Consider the following 20,614-nt stretch of genomic DNA (forward strand, 5'->3'; position numbering starts at 1 on the left):
GTATACGGTGGACATGTCAGTCATGTCGGGACCGTTAAAAGCCACTGTGTTCAAATCGAACCGCTCGCAGGCAGTGCGTTTGCCTAAAGCCCTCGCTTTTCCAGACGACGTCAAAGAATTGCGCGTGATCAGGGAAGGCAAAGGCCTTCTTCTTTTGCCTGCCAACGCCGTTTGGGACGACTTCTTCGACCGGCCGGGGATCGATATCGAAGAGCCTGCCGATCCGGTGGACGACACCGTTGTCTCGTTCGACTGATGCTTGAAGCCATGCTGGACACCAGCGTGTGCGTGCGCGCGCTGCGAGACCGATCGGGCCTGCTTCGGTCTCACTTCAGGACGAGCGCCGATCGGCTTTGTCTTTCGACCATCGCATTGATGGAACTGCTATACGGCGCGATCCTATCTTCCCGACCTGATCATCATAGGTCCGAGGTCGAGGACTTCGTTCAGCGCTTAGTCCTGTTAGACTTCGATGATGAAGCGGCAGCGCACGCGGCTGACATCAAGACCCATCTCAAGAGGGCGGGTACACCCATCGGCGCCCACGACACCCTGATCGCCGGCCACGCGCGTAGTCGCGGCTTGTTATTGCTGACGGGCAATCTGGGTGAGTTTCAGCGTGTTCCAGGCTTGCGTTGTCAGGACTGGACGGAGACCTTGACTTGAGACTGGCATTTTTCGGCGACGTCATCGGCAAGTCCGGCCGTGACGGCATCAGCGACCATCTTCCGGGCCTGAAGCGCGACCTGAAGCTCGACTTCGTGGTGATCAATGCTGAGAACGCGGCGGGCGGTTTCGGCATCACCGAAAACACGGCGCGCGAGCTGTTCATGGCGGGCGCGGACTGTTTGACGCTGGGCAACCACTCGTGGGACCAGCGCGAGGCCCTGACCTATATCGTGCGCGAGCCGCGCCTGATCCGACCGGCCAACTATCCGCGCCTGATGGATGCGCCGGGCGCCGGGGCCAATCTGTTCGAGACCCATTCTGGCCGCACCGTCCTGGTCATGAACGTGTTGGGCCGGGTGCATATGGACCCGATGGACGATCCGTTCGGCGCGGTCGAGCGCGAGCTGGCGGCCGCCCCCCTGGGCGCCGTGGCCGACGCTGTCATCGTCGACATGCATGCCGAGGTCACGTCGGAGAAGATGGCCATGGGGCATTTCTGCGACGGGCGCGCTTCGCTGGTCGTCGGCACCCACACCCACGTCCCGACCGCCGACTGTCAGATCCTGCCCGGCGGCACGGCCTATCAGACCGACGCCGGCGGTTGCTGCGATTACGACAGCGTCATCGGCAACGAGAAGGAAGAGCCGCTGCGCCGCTTCACCACCCGCATCTCGGGCGGTCGCTATATGCCGGCGTCCGGTCCCGCGACGGTGTGTGGCGTCTTCGTCGAGACCGACGACAAGACCGGGCTGGCGACGCGCGTCGAGCCGATCCGTGTCGGCGGACGCCTGTCCCAGGCCGTGCCGATTCTCTGAGGCCTCAGGCGGCGGCCCGGCGGCGTTCGATCAGGGTCCGACGCACGGCCTGAAGATCGGCCGCGCGCTGCTGGGGTGTATGGGTCGCCAGCACATAGGCCTGGCCCGCGCGCGCCAGGGCCAGCCGTTCCTCGGGCGCCGAGATCAGCTGTTCCATCGCCTTCGCCAGCGTCCGGGGCGTCACCGTATCGACATAGAGGGCGTGCGGCCCGCTGGCCTCGCGCAAGCCCCCGCGCCCGGACGAGATCAGGGCTGCACCTGCAGCATGGGCCTCGATCGCTGTCAGGCCGAACGGCTCGTCCCAGACCGAGGGGGTGACGGCGATGGCCGCCGTCTGCATGCGTCGCCGGACCTCGGCCAACGGCGCGGACTTCAGCACCTCGACCCGGTCACCATACCGCTCAAGCGGCGCGACATGCCGGGCCGCCCAGCGGGCGTGATCGTCCCAGTCGTTCAGCATCAGCACGGCGCGCCAGTCGGGATGGGCGTCCAGCACGGCGGGCAGGGCGGCGCACAGGACATCGACGCCCTTCTCTGGCATCGCCCGTCCGGCGAAGGCGATCATCGGCTGTCGATCCTCGGGCGAGGCCAGCCAGGCGCTCGCGTCGATGGGGTTGGGCACCGCGAACGCCCGGTCGTCCAGATCGGGGAAGGTCCGCACGAAGGCGTCGCGCTCGGCGACGCTGACGAAGACCAAGCCGTCCAGCCGCTCGTAACGCGCCCGGTAGCGCCAGCGATCGATGGGGTGGCGGGGCGGGCGCAGGGCGTTGTGGCGATAGAGCAGATGGGGCGTCTCGGGCAGGGCCTGCTGCACGGCCAGCGCCTGTTTCACCTGCTGATGATGTTCGATCACATCGGGTCGAAAGGCCCGCAGCCGCTCGATCAGGGCGGGCATTCGCATGCGGCCGGTCGGCAGGGCGTCAATGCCCGGCGCATTGTGATCGTCTGCCCCGCTACAGCAGAAGATGCGCGTCTCGCCGCCCTGATCGACACCCGCCATCGTCCGCACGACGGTCTCCATCGAGTTTGGCTGGGTTTCGGAAAACAGGCATCCCGGAGGGAGCAGGACAGCGGTGCGCAAGGGCAAGTTCCGATGGGAGGACGGCGCGACCTATAGACGGTTCATGGCGGAAGGGGGACGGTTCGGCTGGGTCAGCCCTTGCGCCGCGCCCTCAATCGCAGTCGCATGGGTTCGCGGCTGCGCAGGGTGATTTGGTGGACCGGGCGAGGCTCGACCGTAGTCAGGGCCTCGACGTCGGCGACGCGCAGGATGGCGGCCAGGGCGATCATCGCCTCCTGCAGGGCGAAGGCTGCGCCGATGCAGACGCGGGGGCCGGCGCTGAAGGGGATGTAGGCGTAGCGGTCGATGGACTTGCGGTTCTGCGGCAGGAAGCGTTCGGGCCGGAAGGCGTCGGGGTCGTCCCACAGTAGCTTGTGACGTTGCAGAATCCACGGCGAGATGATGACGGTGGCGCCGGCCTTGATCGTCTGTCCGCCGATCTCGTCGTCGGCCAGGGCCTTGCGGGCCATGGTCGGGGCGGGCGGGAACAGACGCATCGTCTCCTCCAGCACGGCGCGGGTCCAGGGCAGGCCGTCGGCCCATTTCGGATCGGAGACGTCGAAGGTGTCAGCCTCGGCTTGGAGATACGCGAGATACTCGGGTTGGCGCGACAGCAGGTGCAGGGTCCAGCCCAGGGCGCGGGCCGTGGTCTCGTGTCCCGCCAGGATGAAGGTCAGGATGTTGGCGGCGACCTCTTCGTCGGTCAGACCGGGTCCGCCGTTCTCGTCCTTAGCCAGCAGCAGGGCGCTGAGCAGATCGGCGGGGGGTGCGTCTCCGGTCTCGATCCGTGCGCGGCGGGCCTCGACTAGCGTAGTCACGCGCTGCTCGAAGAAGCGGGCCGAGCGGAAGCTGGCCAGGCGGCCCAAGCGCGGGGCCCAGTCCGGCGCGCCCAGCACGTCCAGCGGATCGATGCGCGCGCCATTGGCCAGGAATTGGTTCAGCGCCCGCTCGAACCCGCGCGCCTCGCCGCCCAGTTCGTCAGAGAACATGGTCGCCGACAGGATGTCGAAGGTCAGGCCGGACATCTCGCTGTCGATATCCAGCACCCGCCCGCGCGCCGAGAGCGACCAGGCGGCGACGCGGGCCTGGCAGACCTCGGCCATGCGGGCGTTCAGAGTGGCCATCTTGGCCGGGGTGAACAGGGGCGCTAGGATGCGCCGGGCGCGACGCCAGACCTCGCCCTCGGTCAGCAGCAGGCCCTCGGCCAGCATCGGCCCCAGCACGCGGCGTTGCAGGTCGCCCTTCTCATAGTTGGCCGCGTTCTCGGTCAGGACGTGACGCACGCCCTCGGGATGGCTGACCACTAGGATTTCGCCGAAGGCGCTGTTGCCGTGCAGTTGCGGCTCGGTGAAGTGCCGCTCGGACCACATCTGAATCGGGTCCCGCCAGCTGATCCACAGGAAGGGCAGCAGCGACAGGGGCTTGCCCGTCCGCCGGGGCGGTATGGCGGGGCGGAAGATGGTGTCGGCGGTCGTCGCGTCCATAGGACGGTTCCTTAAGCAAATCGCCGGTTCAACCGGGCGCATCGTCTCTGAAACGCGCGATCTGGTGCATGCGTTCATGCAGGATCGTCACGATCCCGACGGCGCCGTCCGACAGGGTGCGCCAATAGACGTAGTGGTGTTCGCAGAGGACGTAGAAGCCCTCGACGCCGAACTCGGCAGGGATCGAACGCCATGCGACGCGCTGGGCCGCAATGTCCTCGAAACAGGCGAACAGGCGGCGGATATAGGTCTGCCCCTGCGCCTCACCCCAGGTCTCGCAACTGTAGGCGTAGATGTCGTCGAGCCGACGGCTGGCCGCTTCCTGAATTCGAAAGTCGGCCACGGCGCTCAGCGTCGGGCGTTGCGAGCGAACACGGCGTCGGCGTCGAGGGCCGTATAGCTGGAATCAGGCGCAGCGAACGCCGCCGTCAGCTCGGCTTTGATCCGCTCGAAACTCGCAGCCTCAGCCCGCTCGCGGTCGCGTCTGATCAGATCGCGGACATACTCGCTGACGTTCTCATAGGCGCCGTCTTTGCCCACGTTTTGTGAAACGAACTCACTCAACGGGCCGGTGACGCGGACATTCAAGGTCATAGAGTTCGACATGACGCTCTCCTCGTTCCTCAATATGAGGGATATTGAGGACACTGCAAGTGGCGTGAAGCCTGCCGATCAATGACGTCAGCGAGGGCGTGACGCCCTGCCGATGGCGCCGAGCAACCGCGCCATATCTTCAGCGGCTGAATCCTTCGCGCGTTGGCTTGAGAGCGCGGGCTTCGAAACAGGAGCCGACGGCGCTGCCGGAGCCGTTTGAGAGGCTCTCTTCTTTTCGCGCCGCTCGAACAGAAAGCGTTGAAGACCCCAGACCAGGTGGGGCGTCCACGGCTGGCCGCAGGCGGTTGTCTTTCCCGCCTTGTTCAGCAGGCCGGCGACCTCGTTGGGTCGGGTGAAGCCGCCCTTGAAACAGGCGCGGAGCAGGGGGTCGAGCTCGTCCAGGAACGCCTCTTTGGAGCGATCGCGAAAGGCGAAATGCTTCAGTTCGTCTCTGGTGATCTGTGACGGCTTGGACGACGGGCGTCCGGCAGGCCGTTCCGGCTTCTGCGCCCGAGAGCGTCCAGTCGGCGCCGCCTTGGCCTTGGAGGGACCCGCCCGTTTTCCACCGCCGAGATAGGGTCCCTTGGTCATCCTCAGTTGGCCGGAGCGGATGTCGGCGCCCAGGCCTTCATTTCGGCGATCTCGCGCGTCTGGGCATCGACGACGATCTGGGCCATGCGGCGGATTTCGGGGTCGCGGCTGTCGCGCAAGGCGACCTTGGCCATGGCGACGGCGCCTTCGTGGTGGGCGATCATCTTGGCGACATAGGCCTGATCGATCGTCTGGCCGGATGCGGCGGCCATCTTCTCGTGCATCTCGGCTTCGGACGCGGCGAAGGCCTCATCGCCGGGCGTAGGGTCGGACTTGGCGTGACCCGCATGGCTGGCGGCCTGGGTCTCGGCCGTGGTGCGGGTCGCCGCCGCATGGTTGGCGGCCGATGTGTCGCGCAGCGCCTGCTCCACCGGATCGCCGCCGCCGTCGCAGGCCGCCAGCAAGCCAAGCAGCGCGATAGGCAGGGCGGCGCGGATCATGCGGCGTCGCCCAGCCAGCCCGGCATCCAGCCTTCGTGCCATTCGCGCAGATGGGCGACGGGGATGCTGAAGAGGTCCGTGGAGGCGAATGCGTCGCCGCCCGCGCGGCCGACGACCGAGGCGTGCAGGCCGGCCTCTCGCGCCTTGGCGATGATGGCGTCGGCGTCCGGCACGGCGACCAGGTAACGGGCCTGGTCCTCTCCGAACAGGAATATATGGGCGTGGGTGGCGCTGGAGGCGTCCAGGGTCACGCCGACGTCGGAGGCCAGCGCCAGGTCGGCGGCGGCGCCGATCAGGCCGCCGTCCGAAAGGTCGTGGACCACGGTCAGGTCGCCGGCCTCGATCAGGTCGCGCACGAAGTCGCCGGTCTTCTTTTCCAGCTTCAGGTCGACGGGCGGCGGTGCGCCGTCCTCGCGGCCCAGGACCTCACGCAGATAGATGGAGGCGCCCAGTTCGCCGTGCGTCTGGCCGATCAGGACCAGCGCATCACCCTCGGCCATGGTCGAGAAGTTTGTCACCACGTCGTAGTTGGGCAGCAGGCCCACCGCGCCCACGGTCGGGGTGGGCGGAATGGCGACGCCGTTGGTCTCGTTATACAGCGACACGTTTCCGCTCACGACCGGGAAGACCAGTTCGCGGCAGGCTTCGGCCATGCCGTCGATGGCGCGGACGATCTGGCCCATGATCTCGGGGCGCTGGGGGTTGCCGAAGTTCAGATTGTCGGTGATGGCGATGGGGCGCGAACCGACGGCGGTCAGGTTTCGCCAGGCCTCGGCCACGGCCTGTTTGCCGCCCTCATAGGGGTCGTTCTGGACGTAGCGGGGGGTGCAGTCCGAGGTCACGGCCAGACCCTTGTCCGTGCCATGCACCCGCACCACGCCGGCGTCGGCGCCGGTGGCCGAGTCCTGCAGCGTGTCGGCCATGACGTGGCGGTCGTACTGCTCCCATATCCAGCGCTTGGACGCCATGTCGGGGCAGGCGATGACCTTCATCACCGCATCGGCCCAGTTCTCGGGGGCGGGGATTTCGGCGGGGTTCAGTTTGGGCTGCAGCACCGGCTGGACCCAGGGGCGGTCGTAGAGGGGCGCGTCGTCGAACAGGGGCGCCAGCGGCACGTCGCAGACGGTCTCGCCGTGATGCTTCAGCACCAGACGGCCGGTGTCGGTGGTGATGCCGATGGTGGCGGCGTCCAGGCCCCACTTCTTGAAGATGCGTTCGCCGTCGGCCTCGCGGCCGGGCTTCAGGACCGCCAGCATCCGCTCCTGGCTTTCCGACAGCATCATCTCATAGGCGGTCATGCCCTCTTCGCGCTGGGGCACGGCGTCCATGTTCAGCTCGATGCCGACGCCGCCCTTGCCGGCCATCTCGACCGAGGAGGAGGTCAGGCCCGCCGCGCCCATGTCCTGGATGGCGGCGACGGCGCCCGAGGCCATCAGCTCCAGCGTCGCCTCAATCAGCAGCTTCTCGGCGAAGGGGTCGCCGACCTGGACGGTGGGGCGTTTGGATTCCGACTCGTCGTCGAACTCGGCCGAGGACATGGTCGCGCCGTGGATGCCGTCGCGGCCGGTCTTGGAGCCGAAATAGACCACCGACAGGCCCGCCGAAGGCGCGGCCGAATAGAAGATGCTGTCCGACTTGGCGATGCCCACGCACATGGCGTTGACCAGGATGTTGCCGTTGTAGCCCGAATGGAAGTTGGTCTCGCCCGCCACGGTCGGCACGCCGACGCAGTTGCCGTAACCGCCGATGCCCGAGACGACGCCCTTGACCAGGCGTTTGGTCTTCTCGTGACTGGGGTCGCCGAAGCGCAGGGCGTTCAGCAGGGCCACCGGGCGGGCGCCCATGGTGAAGACGTCGCGCATGATGCCGCCCACGCCCGTCGCCGCGCCCTGATAGGGTTCTATGTAGGAGGGGTGGTTGTGGCTCTCCATCTTGAAGATGCAGGCGTCGCCGTCGTCGATGTCGATCACGCCGGCGTTCTCGCCCGGACCGCAGATGACGCGATCGCCGGTGGTCGGGAACTTGCCCAGATGGATCTTGGACGATTTGTAGGAGCAGTGCTCGGACCACATGACCGAGAAGACGCCCAGTTCGACATGGTTGGGCTCGCGGCCCAGCCGGTCGAGGACGACCTGATATTCATTGGGGGCCAGGCCGTATTCGGCGGCCAATTCAGCCATCGACTTTTCGGGGGTCTTTTGCGGAGCGCTCATGGGCGGCGCTTCTAGCCGCAGATGGGCCAAATGTCAGCCCGCACGGCGCAAGATCGGGGAACATCGAACATCGCAGACGGTTGATTCCGACGACAACCACAGGAGCCGCCATGACCGACACCCCCATCGACCCCGCCGCAACGCCCCAAGACGACGACCTGCCCGAGATCGCCGCCGACGACGCCGGCGCCTCAGCCTTGGCCGAAAAGGCCCAGAAACAGGCCGACGACACCGAGGAGGACCCGGCATGAGCAAGCCTCACACAGACCGCATCGTCCCGGCCTCAGGTCAGCAGATGGACCGGTCGAACGACCCTGAAACTACACGCCAGATGGACGCCGCAGCGCCGAAGGCTGCGCTGGCCAGCCGCCGTCAGCGACTGACTGGCTCGGCGGTCGGGGTTGGTAGCGTCGGCTTCGATGAAAGCGGCGCCTTCGACATCGGCGCCGACGATCACGACCCTCAGGACGACGCCGTCACCGATACACCCAAGCCCTGAGCCTTACCGGCCGCGTTCGACGCCCGGCCGCAGGCGGAAGGTCAGCAGAAGTCCGCCGACCAGCAGGACGATGGCGCCGGCCAGGGCGGTGAAGGCGACGGCGGGCTTGTCCGCCTGTTCGGCGACGAAGGCGCCCAGCAGGCCCCAGGCCGTCGGCAGCGGATAGGCCATCGTGCGCAGAACCGCCGTCACCGCCAGGGCGACGACCACGACCGCCACGATGGCGACGATGGCCCACAGGCTGGGCGACAGGGCGGCAGGCAGGGCGTCGAACGCCGTAACCGTCGTGATCAGGTTCAGCGGCGCGGCCACCGTCAGCCAGCCGGCCAAAGCGGCGAGCGGCCAGACCAGCAGGATACGCTCGCGATCCATCAGCCTCAGCGCGCGGATATGGCCCGACACCGCCAGCAGCGGCAACAGCAGGGCGATCAGCGAGGCGAAGATCACCCCCACGCTCGCGGCCTTCAGGTTCATGGCCGCCACGATGATCCAGAAGCCGATGCCGAAGAAGGCGACGGCGGACGGCAGGCCCATCCGGCCCAGCAGCGGGCTTTCGCCGGTTTGAGGCAGGGCCTGACGGATCGCATAGGCCAGGATGCCGACATAGATCAGACCCCAGATCGAGAAGGCGTAGCCTGCGACCCGCAGGGTGGTGTTCCCGTCGGCGGCGAACTCGGCCTGGTTCAGCCCCAGACCGGCCAGGTTCTGAACCACAGGCACGACGATGGCGAACAGGGCGGCGAGCAGAACGACCAGGCGACGGGTGCGCTGGCGCGGTGTGGGGCGGATGATGGATGACATTCGGATTCCAGTGCATGAACAGCTTGACCGTCACTACGCCCGAATGCGGCATATGGTTCATGGCGGTCAATCGAATGACCTAGGGAAATCCCCAGCAGAAAGTCAGGGCGGTTAGCCGATACGGTGCGGGGTCACGAACGATGGAACCCTCGCCATGAGCTTCGCCGCATCCGCAACCAGCGCAACCAGCGCAACCAGCGCCGCGTTTCTGGGCTCGTCGCCCGCCACGACGAACATCGGCGACCTGTTCTCCGAACTGAAACAGGCCATCCAGTCGGTGTTGGAAAAGCTGGGCATCGGCGACGAAGGCGGCGGGTCTGCGCCACAGGCGGAGGAGCGCAAGCTGGTTCAGTCGGACAATGCGATCACGGCCGATCCTCTGGGCGTCAAGGACGCCTATGACCTTCAGCTCTATCGCGAGCCCAGCGGCGACTACACGCTGGAGGTCCACATGGGCGTGGACTTCAACTTCAATCAGGGCACGGACCCCGCCGGCAATGCGCTGCAATGGACCGAGCAGGAGAAACAGGCCTTCATGGCCGACTATCAGAAGTCGGTCGAAGCGGTGTGGGACGGTCGCGCCATCCGCACCGCGCCCGACGGCGGCGAGGTCAAGCTGGACATCAAGCTGGACACCCGCGAAACCATGACCGGCGAAAACTGGAATATCGACGTGGTCCGCGCCGCGCCCGGCCAGTTCGTGCGCAGCTATATGAGCCCCAGCACCAACTTCGCCTCGCTGGACAGCAACGACGTGATCGGCGTGAACAAGGGCGCGGGCGACGGCGTCCTTCAGTCCGGCGCCGCGCATGAATTCGGCCATATGCTGGGCCTGGACGACGAGTATACTGGTGGCGCCCATGTCGACGATCTCGACAGCATCATGAACGCGGGGTCCACCGTTGAGAGCCGCCACCTCCAGAACTTCTCCGACTGGGTCTCGCAGGCGCTTCGCTGATATGACCTGGGCCAGAATGACAGGGGGCCTCGCCGCCCTGTTCGTCGCCGCATGCGGTGCGCCCGCCGGGAGCCAGACCATGAACGAACCCGCACCCGAGGCCCGCGCCGACACCCAGGCGGCTCAGGACGCCTGGGCGCGCGTCCAGGCCGCCTCCAGCCCCGAAGAACAGGCCAACGCCGTGGGTGTCTTCCTGCGCACGCTTCCCTCGGCCGGGGGGCGGCCGGCGGCGTTGAGCATGACCGCCAAGGACATCGCCTCCGGCCGCACGGTCGGGTTCGAGGATCCGTCCCTGATGCAGCGCCCCCAATCGCATGAGGTGACGGTCTATGCCGGCACGCGCAGCTATGTCTTCACGCCCCTGTCGCGCGCCAGCCTGACGCCGCTGCTGCGCGAATAGAGGGAACCGCGCCGGGCGACGATCGGTTGAGTCTGCGAACAGGAGACACGACCATGACCGACGCTTCCGATAACACCCCCGCCTTCGAAACCGACGAAGTCGAGGCCAATCACGCTATTGAACAGGGCCTGGGCCTCGGCGCTCGCGAACTGGCCGCCCAGCGTGAGGCCGGCGAAAAGGCGTTCGACCACGAAGAGGTCGAAGCCGACGAGGCCGCCGACCTGTCCGACGGTCGGTCGCAGATCAAGAACATCTGAGACGGGCCTCAGGGCTCCATCTTGAAGTTGACGGCGAAGCGGATCATGCGTCCGGCGAACGGGCGCCCTGTGGTCGCCGCCTCGTCCGTCAACCTGATGCGCGCGCGCGTCAGCGACCGTTCGACGGAACGGCCGAGATTATAGTCGGCCGGCTGCTCGCTTTCCGTCACGCACTCGCCAAGGCCGCCACGTTCGTCGGCGACGCAGGACAGGACGACATAACCTTCTGTGGGGCTTCTGCCGTTGACGGAAGCGGGAAAGGTCGGTCGGGGCACGGTTTGCCAGGCCACGCTGGTCGGCAATCCATCTTGGCCATTGCCGTCGATCTCCTCGGCGCGGACTTCTCGCGGATCGATCATGGGTCTGCCGCACGCTGTCAGCGTCTGCTCGATCGCGGTGCTGGATGGCGTGACGTCCATGACATAGCGGGTCCGTCGGCTGCTACCCGTTGCCGGAACCACCACCTGAAATTTTCCACCCTTTGCCAAGTCGCGCGCGACGACAGCGGGTATGCGGCTGAATGCTGTGTCGCGTCGCGTACCGACCGTCCATACCGAGGTGTAAGGTTCGGGAGCATCGCCCATCTGAATGCCTAGTTCGCGCGACATGGTTCTGGGCGGCGCTTCGGGCAGTCCCGTAATCAGGACATCGTAGACGCCATCGACGCACCGTGCCGCCACACTCAGGCCGCTGGTGAAGTTGATCCCTGCAACGACGGCCTTTCTCTCTGGCGCTGACTGTAGCGTCCAGTCATCCGCATCCGTTGGCAGTTCCTGGGCCAGGACGGGCGCCGCTAGGGAAAGGGCGAGAAGGACGGGGACGGTGAGTCGAAGAGGTCTGCGCATTCGGCAAATGCGCCCTAACTTCAGATTGCCGTCAAGCCGCCGCGTAGATGCTCTGGAACAGCGTCGCGCCGTCGGCGGAGCCGAGTTCGGCCTCGAAGGCACGGTCGGGGTGAGGCATCATGCCCAGGACGTTGCCGCGTGCGTTCTGGATGCCGGCTATGTCGTTGACCGAGCCGTTGGGATTATCGACATAGCGGAACACGACTTGGCCCTCGCCCTCGATCCGGGCCAAGGTCTCGGCGTCGGCGAAGAAGTTTCCGTCGCCGTTGCCTTGGGTCATCGTCACTTCGGCCTGGCCTTCATAGCCGGCGGTGAAGCGGGTCTGGGCGTTGGCGACCGTCAGGGCGATGGGCTTGCAGACGTATTTCAGGCCCTTGTTGCGCAGCAGGGCGCCGGGCAGCATGCCGGCCTCGCACAGGATCTGGAAACCGTTGCAGATGCCGACCACGGCGACGCCGTCGTCAGCGGCTTTCTTGACGGCCTGCATCACGGGGGACTGGGCCGCCATGGCGCCGCAGCGCAGATAGTCGCCATAGGAGAAACCGCCGGGAATGACGATCAGGTCCAGGCCCTGGGGCAGTTCAGTCTCGGCGTGCCACACCATCGAGACAGGCTCGCCAGTGGAGCGTTCGACGGCGACCTTGCAGTCGCGGTCACAGTTGGAACCGGGGAAGACGATGACGGCTGCGCTCATGGCGCGGCCCTTTAGCAGGGTTCGATCGGCTTGTCAGGCCGTCACGCGCGACCGTCCTGTCAGCCAGGCGACGACGAAGATGGCGAACCCGCCCAGCGACAGTCCGACGCCGACCCAGGCGGTCGAGGTCCAGCCGTAACCCGCCGCGATCGCCATGCCGCCCAGCAGGGGGCCGATGGCGTTGGCGGTGTTGAAGGCCGAGTGATTCAGGGCCGCCGCCAGGGTCTGGGCGTCGCCGGCGACATCCATCAGCCGCGTCTGCAACACCGAGCCCAGGCCGCCGCCTCCACCGATCAGGAAGACGACGCCCATCACGGCCCACAGATTCGACGCCGCCATGGGATACAGAGCCAGGGCCGCCGCACTCCACAGCAACAGGCCGCCGGCCGCCTTGAACCCCACGTGGTCGGCCGCCCAGGCGCCCAGGATATTGCCCAGGAACATGCCGACCCCGAACACGGCGAAGACCCAGGGCAGGACCTCGGCCCCCACGCCCGTCACCGCCTGAAGCGTCGAGGCCAGATAGGCGTAGACGGCGAACATGCCGCCGAAGCCCACGGCGCCGACGCCCAGCGTCAGCCAGACCTGACTGCGCTTCAGGGCGCCCAGCTCGCGCCAGGGGCTGGCGTCGGGATGGGCCGGATCGCGCGGGGCGAACAGGGCGACCAGGGCCATGGTGATCACGGCCAGCAGGCCCACGATGGCGAAGGTCCAGCGCCAGCCGTAGGCATGGCTGATGATGTTGACGACCGGCACGCCCAGCACCGTCCCGACCGTCAGTCCCATCAGAATGGTCGAGACCGCGCGCGTTCGGAAATGCAGCGGCACGATGGAGGCCGCGACCAGGGCCGCCACCCCGAAATAGGCCCCATGCGGCAGGCCGCTGAGGAAACGGAACACCAGCATCCAGCCATAGGTGGGCGCCAGCGCGCTGAGCAAATTGCCGACGGCGAACAGGGCCATGAAGCCGATCAGCAGACGCCAGCGCGGCTGCCGCGCCCCCAGCACCGCCAGGATCGGCGCCCCCACCACCACGCCGGCGGCATAGGCGCTGATGACATGGCCGGCGGTCGGCGCATCGACGCCCAGGCCCGCGGCGAAGTCGGGCAGGATGCTCATGGCCGCGAACTCGGTCACGCCGATGGCGAACCCGCCCATGGCCAGGGCGATCAACACAAGGGCGACCGCCCCGCGCGAGCGGATGGGAAGGGCGGTGTCGAGGGCGGAGTCTGTCATGTTGCGCTGCAAACTAATCAGCGTTCATGACACGACAAGGGCGGCCGGCCGATCAGCCCTTGTTTTCGTAGGTCGCCGTGATCGACGCCTTGGCCAGGGTGTGGAAATGCAGGTTGAAGCCGAACACGGCGCCGGAATTGTCGGCCGTGACGTCCAGGCTCTCCACATCCACGGCGAAGACGGTGAAGATGTAGCGGTGCGGACCATGGCCGGGAGGCGGGGCGGCGCCGCCGAAGCCGGCCTGTCCATAGTCCGTGCGGCCCTGGATGGCGCTATGCGGCAGGTGACCGCCGGCCGATCCGGCCCCGGCCTCCAGTTCGGTCACATCGGCGGGAATATTGGCCACGGTCCAGTGCCAGAAGCCCGAGCCGGTCGGCGCGTCGGGATCATAGCAGGTGATCGCATAGCTCTTCGTGCCCTCCGGCGCGCCGGACCAGGCGAGGTGGGGCGACTGGTTGCCCTTGGCGTGAACCTGGGCGTCCGGCAGCACGCCGCCGTCCTGGATGTCGGTAGAGGTAAGGGTGAAGGTCATTGGCGCTCCGTCAATCAAGCCGTCTGCTAAACTGGCGTCGATGGCGAAGGATGCAACCGTCTTCTCCCCATGACATGGGGAGAAGACGGCAGGGTTTAGGTCGCCTCGATGCGGTAGCTTTCGATCACCGTATTGGCGAGCAGTTGCTCGCACATCTTCTTGGCCTCGGCCTGGGGGTCTTCGGCGCCGGCGAGGTCGAACTCGATCAGCTTGCCGACGCGGGCGTTCGAGACGCCCGACCAGCCCAGACCCTGCAGGGCGCCTTCGACGGCCTTGCCCTGGACGTCCAGGACGCCGGGCTTGAGGAAGACGTGAACCTTGATTTTGGCCATCAGCCGTTGCCTTTCATGAAGGGGGTGAAGTCGGACCATTGTTCGATGCGGAAGGCTCGAACATCCCGAACACATTGTGGGAACCAGGTCAGCGCCTTCAGCGCGTTCATGGCTTGAAGCAGATTGGCCAGATCCTCGACCTCGGTGACGTAGACGCTGCCCTGGATGCGAGCAAAGCCGTAGCGCTTGAGCGTGCGGCCGATCTCGTCATAGGCCTGGGTCACGCCTTTCGGATGGACGGCTTCCGTTTCGGCCACCACCAGGTCGAAAGCGATAGCGAACATCAGGCCCTGGGATCCTGTCGGGCGGCAGCGGCGGGATAGGTCAGTTCCTCGCCGCTTTGGACGACACGAATCCGAACCCTGTCGTCGCCGCTGGGACCGAGGATTTCGTAAAGGGGGCCTTCTGCGCCGAAGTGGCGAAACCGTGCGACGCCCGTCATGTCGACGTCGTGGGCGAACACGGCTCCGGTTTCTTCGACGCTGCTCATCAATGCAGGCCGCCCTGGATCACCGTCGGCATGCCCTTCATGATGCCCAGGCGACGCGCGACTTCGGTATAGCTCTCGATGACATTGCCCAGGTCGCGGCGGAAGCGATCCTTGTCCAGCTTCTCGCCGGTGGTGGTGTCCCACAGGCGGCAGCTGTCGGGGCTGATTTCGTCGGCCAGCAGCACGCGGCTGAAGTCGTTTTCCCAGACGCGGCCGAACTCGATCTTGAAGTCGACCAGGGTGATGCCGACCGCGCCGAACATGCCCGACAGATAGTCGTTCACGCGCACCGTCATGGCCAGCATGTCGTCCAGCTCCTGGGTCGAGGCCCAGTTGAAGGCGGTGATGTGCTCTTCGGTGACCATCGGGTCGTTGAGCTCATCCTTCTTGTAGTAGAATTCGATGATCGAGCGGGGCAGGGGCGTGCCTTCCTCGATGCCCAGGCGCTGGCTCATGGAGCCGGCGACGATGTTGCGGCAGACGACTTCCAGCGGAATGATCTCGACTTCACGGATCAGCTGCTCGCGCAGGTTCAGGCGTTTGATGAAGTGGTTGGTCACGCCGATGCCGTTCAGGCGCGACATGATGAATTCGCTGATCTGGTTGTTGACCACGCCCTTGCCTTCGAGGACCGCCTTCTTCTGCGCGTTGAACGCAGTGGCGTCGTCCTTGAAATACTGGATCAGGGTGCCGGGCTCGGGTCCTTCGTACAGGATCTTGGCCTTGCCTTCGTAGATCTTCTTGCGCTTGCTGTTCATGGTCCGGTCCCGGCTTACGGGCGCCCTCCAGAAACAAAAATCGCGCTGCCATTTTTGGATGGGAAAGACCCGGTCCTGGCGGCGCGTTTCGGAATCGTTCGGGCAGTCAATCTCGTTCGGCGTCTCCTTAGCCGAAGGCGGGCCTCGATACAAATGAGGATGGCGACGCGCGCAAAGGATGGGGACAGGATGTCCACCCGAGTGAAGTCATGTTGCGTTCAGGGATGGGCGGTCTATAGACGGCCGTTGCCCCGACGTTAGCGGGGCGTACGGAGCTATGCTGAGCGAAATGACGACCTTCGACGATCGGGAAAAGGCCTTCGAGGCCAAGTTCGCCCTCGATCAGGAGCAGGAGTTCAAGGCCATCGCCCGGCGCAACCGGATGCTTGGCCTGTGGGCTGCCGAAAAGATGGGCCTGTCGAGCGAGAGCGCGGATCAGTATGCCGCCGCCGTCGTGCGCGCCGATTTCGAACAGCCAGGCGACGAGGACGTGTTCCGCAAGGTCGCCGGCGACTTCAAGGCCTCGGGCCTGTCGGTGTCGGAAGGCGAGATTCGCTCCAAGATCGACGAACTGGCCTCTATCGCGCGCGAAGGCATTCGCGCCGGCGAGTAGTCTTAGGCCTGAGGGCTGATTTCTGAGAATTCGAAAGGGCCGCACCCGGGGGAAAGTGCGGCCCTTTCTTTTTGCCGGGGACGTTGGGGGATGTCTCACCCGGCGTAGTGTGCGTCTCGCGCCCTTGAAGAACACGAGCGCCGAGATTTGGTTTCAGGCGTTTCCGCCCGAAATCAAATTATTTTTTACGGCATCAGAACCGTGTCCACGACGTGGACCACGCCGTTGGATTGACCCACGTCGGCTTGGGTGATCGTGGATTTGCCGCCCTTGGCGTCGGTGATGACCCAGGTGTTGTTCGGGCCGGCCGAGACCTTCAGTTCTTCGCCCTGAACCGTCTTCAGCGTGGCGGTGCCGCCGTTGGCCTGGGCCTGGGCGGCGATGTCGGCCGCCGTCAGGCGACCGGCGACCACGTGGTAAGTCAGGATCTTGGTCAGGTCGGCCTTCATCGCCGGCTGCATCAGGCTGGTGCGTGTCGCCTCGGGGATCTTCTCGAAGGCGGCGTTGTCAGGCGCGAAGACGGTGAAGGGGCCGGGGCCCTGAAGCGTCTCGACCAGACCGGCGGCGGTCACGGCCGACACCAGGGTGCTGAGGTTCGACGCCTTTGACGCATTGGCGACGATGGTCTCGTTGGCGCTCATGGCGGCGCCGCCCACCATCGGATCGGTCGCGGGGGCCATGGCGGCGCCCTCGGCCGGGGCCATGGCGGTCGATTCAGCCGGCGTCGCAGCAGCCGGTTCGTTGTTGTTGCAGGCGCCCAGCGCCATCAGCGCGCCGCCGGATACGGCGACGAGCATGAGATTGCGAAGATTTGTCATTGTGTTTCGTTCCCTTTGGGCCGCTCTCAAGGCGGTAACGGGAACGTTACGTTCGAAACCGCATAAAGGATGCGTGGTGCGCGACAAGAAATCGCAGCTTCACCATTCAGTCTTCGAATACCACCGTCTTTGTGCCGTGCAGCAAAACGCGGTCTTCCAGATGGCGACGAACCGCGCGCGCCAGGACGCGGCGCTCGATATCTCTCCCCTTGCGGATCAAATCTTCGGGCGTGTCGCGGTGGCTGATCCGCTCCACGTCCTGTTCGATGATGGGGCCTTCGTCCAGGTCGGGGGTGACATAGTGGGCTGTGGCGCCGATCACCTTCACCCCGCGCGCATGGGCCTGGTGATAGGGACGGGCGCCCTTGAAGCCGGGCAGGAAGGAGTGGTGGATGTTGATGCAGCGCCCCTCTAGCTTGCGACTGAGGTCGTCGGACAGAACCTGCATGTAGCGCGCCAGCACGACCAGTTCGGTGCCCGTCTCCTCGATCAGCCGCAGCAGTTCGGCCTCTTGCGCCGGCTTGTCGGCGGCGCTGACGGGCAGGTGGTGGAAGGGAAGGTCGCCCAGATCGACATGGCCGATCAGCTCGCGCGGATGGTTCGACACGACCGCCGTCACCTGCATCGGCAGTTCGTCGATGCGCCAGCGGTACAGCAGGTCCGCCAGACAGTGATCGAACTTGGACGCCAGGATCATCACCTTGCGCGGCGCGGGGCCGCGCAGGGTCCAGTCCATGGCGAACCGCTCGGCCAGGGGCGCGAAGGCATCGCGTATCGCGGTCTCGGCGTCGCCGTCCGCCGGCTCGAACACCACCCGCATGAAGAAGGTGGCGCTGGAGGCGTCGCCGAACTGTTGGGCGTCGGAAATGTTGGCGTCCCGCTCCAGCAGGAAGGCGGAAACGGCCGCGACGATGCCGTGGCGGTCGGGGCAGGAGAGGGTCAGGATCATCAGGCGGCAGGCTTATCCGGGAAGAAACTTCCCCAGTATGGCCCAGCTGTCCACCTTTGCCGACAAGGATATTGCATGGGCGGGGCTGGACGACGGCAGATCGACCAGGGCGACGCCCTCCAGATCGCTCAAGATGCGCCGCCCCAGCTTCGCCGCCAGCCCGCCATTGAAGGCGACGACCCGCAGCTCCGGCAGGCTTTCGACCAGACCCCGCAGATCGGCCGCCTCGGGCGACCGGATCGCCGCATCCAGACTGCCCGACCGTTCCGCTGAGGCGATCACATCCCACAGGCCGACGCCGCGCGCCTTCAACCGGTCGAGGCGCTGTTCATAGGGCAGGGCGGCCAGGTCTTCGCCCAGCACCCCGCCGATCAGGGGCCAAAAACTGTTGCGCGGATGGGCGTAATACTGCGCCGCCTTCAGTGAGGCGTCGCCCGGCAGGCTGCCCAGGATCAGAAGTCGCGTCCCCGTATCGACCACGGGGGCGAACCCCTGCCTGCGGTCGCCGCTAGAGTCCGTCACTTGACCGGCGGATCGTCGCGCAGCCAGCCGGTGATCGAACGGCGCTTGCCTCCGGCATATGCGGCGACCGGCGCGACCGAGTGCATTCGGGGCGTCTTGAACACGGTCCAGACGTTGAAGCCGGGCTTGAAGCCGCGCTCGATGTCGCCGTTCGCATCGTGGAACATCAGCTGGCCGCCCCAGTCGGGTCGCCAGTCGCGCGACAGGCCCAGCGTATAGGCCGCGCGTCGTTCGCCCACACCCGTGTCGTCATGCTGGGTCAGGAAGTCGCCGGGCCGGAACCAGGTCGCCTGGGCGTCGATCTTGGTCACGCTCGCTTCGCCCGTCACTGCCTTGGCGAAGGTGGTGAATGGGGTGTCGTTGAAGAATTGCAGCAGGACATGGGTGGCGTGGCCCGGATCCTTGCCGGTCAGCAAGGCCGGGATGATCGGGTAGGCCAGATAGATGAAGGAGAAGCCGGTGCGGCCTTCCGACAGGGCGTGCTGGATTCTGGCGGTGACCGCCTCACGACTCAACTCGGCCATGTCCTGCGGCGACAGCAGCTTGCCGCCTTCGGGGGTCTTCAGCGACAGATGCCAGGCCGTGTCGTGTTCCAGCGCGAGGTCCAGCCATTCGGCGCTGGCCTCGTCCAGCAGGTCGGGAACCTGCACCATGCCGTCGCGCGCATAGGCCGCCGCATAGTCGCGGGGATCGAGCCGGGGATTGAGCCGGATCGTGCGCTCGCTCATGGCCTCAGTCTCCGAACACCCGCTTGAACACCACGTCCACGTTCTTGGTGTGGTAGTCGAGGTCGAACAGGGCTTCCAGTTGTTCGGCGGGCAGGGTGACGCGGTCGTCGGCCTTCAGGAAGTCGATGAAGACCCCTTCGCCACGCCAGACCCTCATGGCGTTCTCCTGCACGGCGGCATAGGCGTCTTCGCGCGACACGCCGGCCTGGGTCAGGGCCAGCATGACCCGTTGCGAGTGAACCAGACCGCCCAGGCGGTCGATGTTCTTCTGCATGTTCTCAGGGTACACATTCAGCCGCTCGACCACATTCGCCAGACGCTGCAGGGCGAAGTCCAGGTGGATGGTGGCGTCCGGGCCGATGCCGCGCTCGACCGAGGAGTGGCTGATGTCGCGCTCGTGCCACAGGGCGACGTTTTCCATCGCGGGCGTCACAGCCGAGCGGACCAGACGGGCCAGGCCGGTCAGGTTCTCGGTCAGGATCGGGTTGCGCTTGTGCGGCATGGCCGACGAGCCCTTCTGGCCCTTGTCGAAGAACTCTTCCGCTTCCAGCACCTCGGTGCGCTGCAGGTGGCGGATCTCGACGGCGAGGCGTTCGACCGAAGAGGCGACGACGCCGAGGGCGGCGAAGAAGGCGGCATGGCGGTCGCGCGGGATGACCTGGGTCGAGACCGGCTCGACCTGAAGGCCCATCTTGTCGGCGACATATTGCTCAACCGCCGGATCGACGTTGGCGAAGGTGCCCACAGCGCCCGAGATGGCGCAGGTGGCGATCTCTTCCTTGGCCGTGATCAAGCGGCGTTTGGCGCGCTGGAACTCGGCGTGATAGCCGGCCAGCTTCAGGCCGAAGGTCACCGGCTCGGCGTGGATGCCGTGCGAGCGGCCCACGGTCGGGGTGTATTTATGCTCCTTGGCGCGTTTCTCCAGCGCGGCCAGGACGCGGTCGACGCCGTCGATCAGCAGGTCCGACGACCGGGCCAGCTGGACCGCGAAACAGGTGTCCAGCACGTCCGACGAGGTCATGCCCTGGTGCAGGAAGCGGGCTTCCTCGCCCACGATTTCCGACACATGGGTCAGGAAGGCGATGACGTCGTGCTTGGTGGTGCGTTCGATCTCGTCGATGCGGTCGGCGTCGAAGGTCGCATCCTTGCCCTTGGCCCAGATGGCGTCCGCCGCCTCCTGCGGGATGACGCCCAGCTCGGCCATCTTGGTGGCGGCATGGGCCTCGATCTCGAACCAGATCTTGTACTTGGTCTCTTGAGACCAGAGGGCGGCGGCGACGGGGCGGGAATAGCGCGTGATCATGGGCCGGTCGTGT

The 20,614-nt window shown here is 66.2% G+C and carries 30 protein-coding genes; 9 read left to right on the plus strand and 21 right to left on the minus strand.

Annotation, left to right across the window (positions count from 1 at the left end; genetic code table 11):
• Positions 1–22: 22 nt before the first annotated feature.
• From vapB to ACQY72_RS13855, 3 genes are read left to right on the plus strand one after another with little or no spacing between them, the layout of a single operon-like run.
• Positions 23–256, plus strand: a complete 234-nt coding sequence (gene vapB, locus ACQY72_RS13845; RefSeq protein ID WP_428154259.1) for a type II toxin-antitoxin system VapB family antitoxin — start codon at positions 23–25, stop codon at positions 254–256.
• Positions 256–666, plus strand: coding sequence for a PIN domain-containing protein (locus ACQY72_RS13850; protein WP_428154261.1), 411 nt, complete (start codon positions 256–258; stop codon positions 664–666). Before vapB ends, ACQY72_RS13850 begins: the two co-directional genes overlap by 1 nt.
• A complete protein-coding gene (locus tag ACQY72_RS13855; RefSeq protein WP_428156716.1) occupies positions 645–1,484 on the plus strand; it encodes a TIGR00282 family metallophosphoesterase in 840 nt (279 codons plus the stop codon). The genes ACQY72_RS13850 and ACQY72_RS13855 overlap by 22 nt, the downstream gene beginning before the upstream one ends.
• A gap of 4 nt (positions 1,485–1,488) precedes the next feature.
• Here the strand turns inward: ACQY72_RS13855 and ACQY72_RS13860 are convergent, their stop codons facing one another.
• The 7 genes from ACQY72_RS13860 to purL all read right to left on the minus strand — a co-directional run bounded on the left by ACQY72_RS13860 (position 1,489) and on the right by purL (position 7,866).
• On the minus strand, positions 1,489–2,565 hold the full coding sequence (locus ACQY72_RS13860; RefSeq protein WP_428154263.1) for a glycosyltransferase family 4 protein: 1,077 nt from the start codon (positions 2,563–2,565) through the stop codon (positions 1,489–1,491).
• A gap of 71 nt (positions 2,566–2,636) precedes the next feature.
• Positions 2,637–4,028, minus strand: coding sequence for a cytochrome P450 (locus tag ACQY72_RS13865; protein WP_428154265.1), 1,392 nt, complete (start codon positions 4,026–4,028; stop codon positions 2,637–2,639).
• Positions 4,029–4,056: 28 nt separating this feature from the next.
• The gene (locus ACQY72_RS13870; RefSeq protein ID WP_428154267.1) at positions 4,057–4,371 is read right to left on the minus strand and encodes a type II toxin-antitoxin system RelE/ParE family toxin; all 315 of its coding nucleotides are present in this window, start codon (positions 4,369–4,371) and stop codon (positions 4,057–4,059) included.
• Positions 4,372–4,376: 5 nt separating this feature from the next.
• On the minus strand, positions 4,377–4,634 hold the full coding sequence (locus ACQY72_RS13875) for a ribbon-helix-helix domain-containing protein (RefSeq protein WP_428154269.1): 258 nt from the start codon (positions 4,632–4,634) through the stop codon (positions 4,377–4,379).
• Between the two features lie 75 nt (positions 4,635–4,709).
• Complete coding sequence (locus ACQY72_RS13880) at positions 4,710–5,213, minus strand: hypothetical protein (protein WP_428154271.1); 504 nt, start codon at positions 5,211–5,213, stop codon at positions 4,710–4,712.
• A 2-nt stretch (positions 5,214–5,215) separates the two neighbouring features.
• Positions 5,216–5,653: a DUF305 domain-containing protein gene (locus tag ACQY72_RS13885; RefSeq protein WP_428154272.1), complete on the minus strand. Its 438-nt coding sequence runs from the start codon at positions 5,651–5,653 to the stop codon at positions 5,216–5,218.
• Positions 5,650–7,866: a phosphoribosylformylglycinamidine synthase subunit PurL gene (gene purL / locus ACQY72_RS13890; protein ID WP_428154274.1), complete on the minus strand. Its 2,217-nt coding sequence runs from the start codon at positions 7,864–7,866 to the stop codon at positions 5,650–5,652. The genes ACQY72_RS13885 and purL overlap by 4 nt, the downstream gene beginning before the upstream one ends.
• Before the next feature lie 110 nt (positions 7,867–7,976).
• Here purL and ACQY72_RS13895 point away from each other — a divergent pair, with 110 nt between their 5' ends.
• The gene (locus ACQY72_RS13895) at positions 7,977–8,117 is read left to right on the plus strand and encodes a hypothetical protein (protein ID WP_428154276.1); all 141 of its coding nucleotides are present in this window, start codon (positions 7,977–7,979) and stop codon (positions 8,115–8,117) included.
• Positions 8,114–8,365, plus strand: coding sequence for a Tat pathway signal protein (locus tag ACQY72_RS13900; protein ID WP_428154278.1), 252 nt, complete (start codon positions 8,114–8,116; stop codon positions 8,363–8,365). The genes ACQY72_RS13895 and ACQY72_RS13900 overlap by 4 nt, the downstream gene beginning before the upstream one ends.
• A 3-nt stretch (positions 8,366–8,368) precedes the next feature.
• On the opposite strand, the gene ACQY72_RS13905 is transcribed toward ACQY72_RS13900, so the two are convergent.
• Positions 8,369–9,166 carry a hypothetical protein gene (locus ACQY72_RS13905; RefSeq protein WP_428154280.1) on the minus strand — a complete coding sequence of 266 codons (798 nt, stop codon included), beginning with the start codon at positions 9,164–9,166 and terminating at the stop codon, positions 8,369–8,371.
• Positions 9,167–9,320: 154 nt separating this feature from the next.
• On the opposite strand from ACQY72_RS13905, the gene ACQY72_RS13910 reads away from it, so the two are divergent.
• The 3 genes from ACQY72_RS13910 to ACQY72_RS13920 all read left to right on the plus strand — a co-directional run bounded on the left by ACQY72_RS13910 (position 9,321) and on the right by ACQY72_RS13920 (position 10,781).
• Positions 9,321–10,124: a hypothetical protein gene (locus ACQY72_RS13910; RefSeq protein ID WP_428154282.1), complete on the plus strand. Its 804-nt coding sequence runs from the start codon at positions 9,321–9,323 to the stop codon at positions 10,122–10,124.
• Between the two features lie 79 nt (positions 10,125–10,203).
• The gene (locus tag ACQY72_RS13915; RefSeq protein ID WP_428154283.1) at positions 10,204–10,524 is read left to right on the plus strand and encodes a hypothetical protein; all 321 of its coding nucleotides are present in this window, start codon (positions 10,204–10,206) and stop codon (positions 10,522–10,524) included.
• Positions 10,525–10,577: 53 nt separating this feature from the next.
• The gene (locus tag ACQY72_RS13920; protein WP_428154284.1) at positions 10,578–10,781 is read left to right on the plus strand and encodes a hypothetical protein; all 204 of its coding nucleotides are present in this window, start codon (positions 10,578–10,580) and stop codon (positions 10,779–10,781) included.
• 8 nt (positions 10,782–10,789) lie between these two features.
• On the opposite strand, the gene ACQY72_RS13925 is transcribed toward ACQY72_RS13920, so the two are convergent.
• The 8 genes from ACQY72_RS13925 to purC all read right to left on the minus strand — a co-directional run bounded on the left by ACQY72_RS13925 (position 10,790) and on the right by purC (position 15,668).
• Complete coding sequence (locus ACQY72_RS13925; RefSeq protein ID WP_428154286.1) at positions 10,790–11,626, minus strand: hypothetical protein; 837 nt, start codon at positions 11,624–11,626, stop codon at positions 10,790–10,792.
• Between the two features lie 31 nt (positions 11,627–11,657).
• Complete coding sequence (gene purQ, locus ACQY72_RS13930; RefSeq protein WP_428154287.1) at positions 11,658–12,320, minus strand: phosphoribosylformylglycinamidine synthase subunit PurQ; 663 nt, start codon at positions 12,318–12,320, stop codon at positions 11,658–11,660.
• A gap of 33 nt (positions 12,321–12,353) precedes the next feature.
• Positions 12,354–13,556, minus strand: coding sequence for an MFS transporter (locus ACQY72_RS13935; protein ID WP_428154289.1), 1,203 nt, complete (start codon positions 13,554–13,556; stop codon positions 12,354–12,356).
• Between the two features lie 52 nt (positions 13,557–13,608).
• Positions 13,609–14,088 carry a YbhB/YbcL family Raf kinase inhibitor-like protein gene (locus ACQY72_RS13940; protein ID WP_428154291.1) on the minus strand — a complete coding sequence of 160 codons (480 nt, stop codon included), beginning with the start codon at positions 14,086–14,088 and terminating at the stop codon, positions 13,609–13,611.
• 95 nt (positions 14,089–14,183) lie between these two features.
• On the minus strand, positions 14,184–14,420 hold the full coding sequence (purS, locus tag ACQY72_RS13945; protein ID WP_428154292.1) for a phosphoribosylformylglycinamidine synthase subunit PurS: 237 nt from the start codon (positions 14,418–14,420) through the stop codon (positions 14,184–14,186).
• Positions 14,420–14,704 (minus strand): virulence factor, encoded by a 285-nt coding sequence (locus tag ACQY72_RS13950; RefSeq protein WP_428154293.1) that lies wholly within the window; start codon positions 14,702–14,704, stop codon positions 14,420–14,422. The genes purS and ACQY72_RS13950 overlap by 1 nt, the downstream gene beginning before the upstream one ends.
• Positions 14,704–14,910 (minus strand): DUF5397 family protein, encoded by a 207-nt coding sequence (locus ACQY72_RS13955; protein ID WP_135194925.1) that lies wholly within the window; start codon positions 14,908–14,910, stop codon positions 14,704–14,706. The genes ACQY72_RS13950 and ACQY72_RS13955 overlap by 1 nt, the downstream gene beginning before the upstream one ends.
• The gene (gene purC / locus ACQY72_RS13960) at positions 14,910–15,668 is read right to left on the minus strand and encodes a phosphoribosylaminoimidazolesuccinocarboxamide synthase (RefSeq protein WP_159849540.1); all 759 of its coding nucleotides are present in this window, start codon (positions 15,666–15,668) and stop codon (positions 14,910–14,912) included. The genes ACQY72_RS13955 and purC overlap by 1 nt, the downstream gene beginning before the upstream one ends.
• A gap of 289 nt (positions 15,669–15,957) precedes the next feature.
• On the opposite strand from purC, the gene ACQY72_RS13965 reads away from it, so the two are divergent.
• The gene (locus tag ACQY72_RS13965) at positions 15,958–16,281 is read left to right on the plus strand and encodes a DUF1476 domain-containing protein (protein WP_426019842.1); all 324 of its coding nucleotides are present in this window, start codon (positions 15,958–15,960) and stop codon (positions 16,279–16,281) included.
• 185 nt (positions 16,282–16,466) lie between these two features.
• Here the strand turns inward: ACQY72_RS13965 and ACQY72_RS13970 are convergent, their stop codons facing one another.
• The 5 genes from ACQY72_RS13970 to purB form a co-directional block, all read right to left on the minus strand.
• A complete protein-coding gene (locus tag ACQY72_RS13970; protein ID WP_428154294.1) occupies positions 16,467–17,099 on the minus strand; it encodes a fasciclin domain-containing protein in 633 nt (210 codons plus the stop codon).
• 106 nt (positions 17,100–17,205) lie between these two features.
• The gene (purU, locus tag ACQY72_RS13975; RefSeq protein ID WP_428154295.1) at positions 17,206–18,048 is read right to left on the minus strand and encodes a formyltetrahydrofolate deformylase; all 843 of its coding nucleotides are present in this window, start codon (positions 18,046–18,048) and stop codon (positions 17,206–17,208) included.
• Between the two features lie 12 nt (positions 18,049–18,060).
• Positions 18,061–18,570 (minus strand): DNA-deoxyinosine glycosylase, encoded by a 510-nt coding sequence (locus ACQY72_RS13980; protein WP_428154296.1) that lies wholly within the window; start codon positions 18,568–18,570, stop codon positions 18,061–18,063.
• Positions 18,567–19,298 (minus strand): 2OG-Fe(II) oxygenase, encoded by a 732-nt coding sequence (locus tag ACQY72_RS13985; RefSeq protein WP_428154297.1) that lies wholly within the window; start codon positions 19,296–19,298, stop codon positions 18,567–18,569. The genes ACQY72_RS13980 and ACQY72_RS13985 overlap by 4 nt, the downstream gene beginning before the upstream one ends.
• A gap of 4 nt (positions 19,299–19,302) precedes the next feature.
• Positions 19,303–20,601: an adenylosuccinate lyase gene (gene purB, locus ACQY72_RS13990; protein WP_428154299.1), complete on the minus strand. Its 1,299-nt coding sequence runs from the start codon at positions 20,599–20,601 to the stop codon at positions 19,303–19,305.
• Between the last annotated feature and the right edge of the window lie 13 nt (positions 20,602–20,614).

The organism is Brevundimonas sp. (genome assembly GCF_965279155.1).
Lineage (GTDB): Bacteria > Pseudomonadota > Alphaproteobacteria > Caulobacterales > Caulobacteraceae > Brevundimonas.

Coding starts and splice junctions, on each gene's coding strand:
- vapB (WP_428154259.1), top strand. CDS start 23: ATGTCGGGACCGTTAAAAGCCACTGTGTTCAAATCGAACCGCTCGCAG.
- ACQY72_RS13850 (WP_428154261.1), top strand. CDS start 256: ATGCTTGAAGCCATGCTGGACACCAGCGTGTGCGTGCGCGCGCTGCGA.
- ACQY72_RS13865 (WP_428154265.1), bottom strand. CDS start 4,028: ATGGACGCGACGACCGCCGACACCATCTTCCGCCCCGCCATACCGCCC.
- ACQY72_RS13875 (WP_428154269.1), bottom strand. CDS start 4,634: ATGTCGAACTCTATGACCTTGAATGTCCGCGTCACCGGCCCGTTGAGT.
- ACQY72_RS13880 (WP_428154271.1), bottom strand. CDS start 5,213: ATGACCAAGGGACCCTATCTCGGCGGTGGAAAACGGGCGGGTCCCTCC.
- ACQY72_RS13885 (WP_428154272.1), bottom strand. CDS start 5,653: ATGATCCGCGCCGCCCTGCCTATCGCGCTGCTTGGCTTGCTGGCGGCC.
- purL (WP_428154274.1), bottom strand. CDS start 7,866: ATGAGCGCTCCGCAAAAGACCCCCGAAAAGTCGATGGCTGAATTGGCC.
- ACQY72_RS13895 (WP_428154276.1), top strand. CDS start 7,977: ATGACCGACACCCCCATCGACCCCGCCGCAACGCCCCAAGACGACGAC.
- ACQY72_RS13900 (WP_428154278.1), top strand. CDS start 8,114: ATGAGCAAGCCTCACACAGACCGCATCGTCCCGGCCTCAGGTCAGCAG.
- ACQY72_RS13905 (WP_428154280.1), bottom strand. CDS start 9,166: ATGTCATCCATCATCCGCCCCACACCGCGCCAGCGCACCCGTCGCCTG.
- ACQY72_RS13910 (WP_428154282.1), top strand. CDS start 9,321: ATGAGCTTCGCCGCATCCGCAACCAGCGCAACCAGCGCAACCAGCGCC.
- ACQY72_RS13915 (WP_428154283.1), top strand. CDS start 10,204: ATGAACGAACCCGCACCCGAGGCCCGCGCCGACACCCAGGCGGCTCAG.
- ACQY72_RS13920 (WP_428154284.1), top strand. CDS start 10,578: ATGACCGACGCTTCCGATAACACCCCCGCCTTCGAAACCGACGAAGTC.
- ACQY72_RS13925 (WP_428154286.1), bottom strand. CDS start 11,626: ATGCGCAGACCTCTTCGACTCACCGTCCCCGTCCTTCTCGCCCTTTCC.
- purQ (WP_428154287.1), bottom strand. CDS start 12,320: ATGAGCGCAGCCGTCATCGTCTTCCCCGGTTCCAACTGTGACCGCGAC.
- ACQY72_RS13935 (WP_428154289.1), bottom strand. CDS start 13,556: ATGACAGACTCCGCCCTCGACACCGCCCTTCCCATCCGCTCGCGCGGG.
- ACQY72_RS13940 (WP_428154291.1), bottom strand. CDS start 14,088: ATGACCTTCACCCTTACCTCTACCGACATCCAGGACGGCGGCGTGCTG.
- purS (WP_428154292.1), bottom strand. CDS start 14,420: ATGGCCAAAATCAAGGTTCACGTCTTCCTCAAGCCCGGCGTCCTGGAC.
- ACQY72_RS13950 (WP_428154293.1), bottom strand. CDS start 14,704: ATGTTCGCTATCGCTTTCGACCTGGTGGTGGCCGAAACGGAAGCCGTC.
- ACQY72_RS13955 (WP_135194925.1), bottom strand. CDS start 14,910: ATGAGCAGCGTCGAAGAAACCGGAGCCGTGTTCGCCCACGACGTCGAC.
- purC (WP_159849540.1), bottom strand. CDS start 15,668: ATGAACAGCAAGCGCAAGAAGATCTACGAAGGCAAGGCCAAGATCCTG.
- ACQY72_RS13965 (WP_426019842.1), top strand. CDS start 15,958: ATGACGACCTTCGACGATCGGGAAAAGGCCTTCGAGGCCAAGTTCGCC.
- ACQY72_RS13970 (WP_428154294.1), bottom strand. CDS start 17,099: ATGACAAATCTTCGCAATCTCATGCTCGTCGCCGTATCCGGCGGCGCG.
- purU (WP_428154295.1), bottom strand. CDS start 18,048: ATGATCCTGACCCTCTCCTGCCCCGACCGCCACGGCATCGTCGCGGCC.
- ACQY72_RS13985 (WP_428154297.1), bottom strand. CDS start 19,298: ATGAGCGAGCGCACGATCCGGCTCAATCCCCGGCTCGATCCCCGCGAC.
- purB (WP_428154299.1), bottom strand. CDS start 20,601: ATGATCACGCGCTATTCCCGCCCCGTCGCCGCCGCCCTCTGGTCTCAA.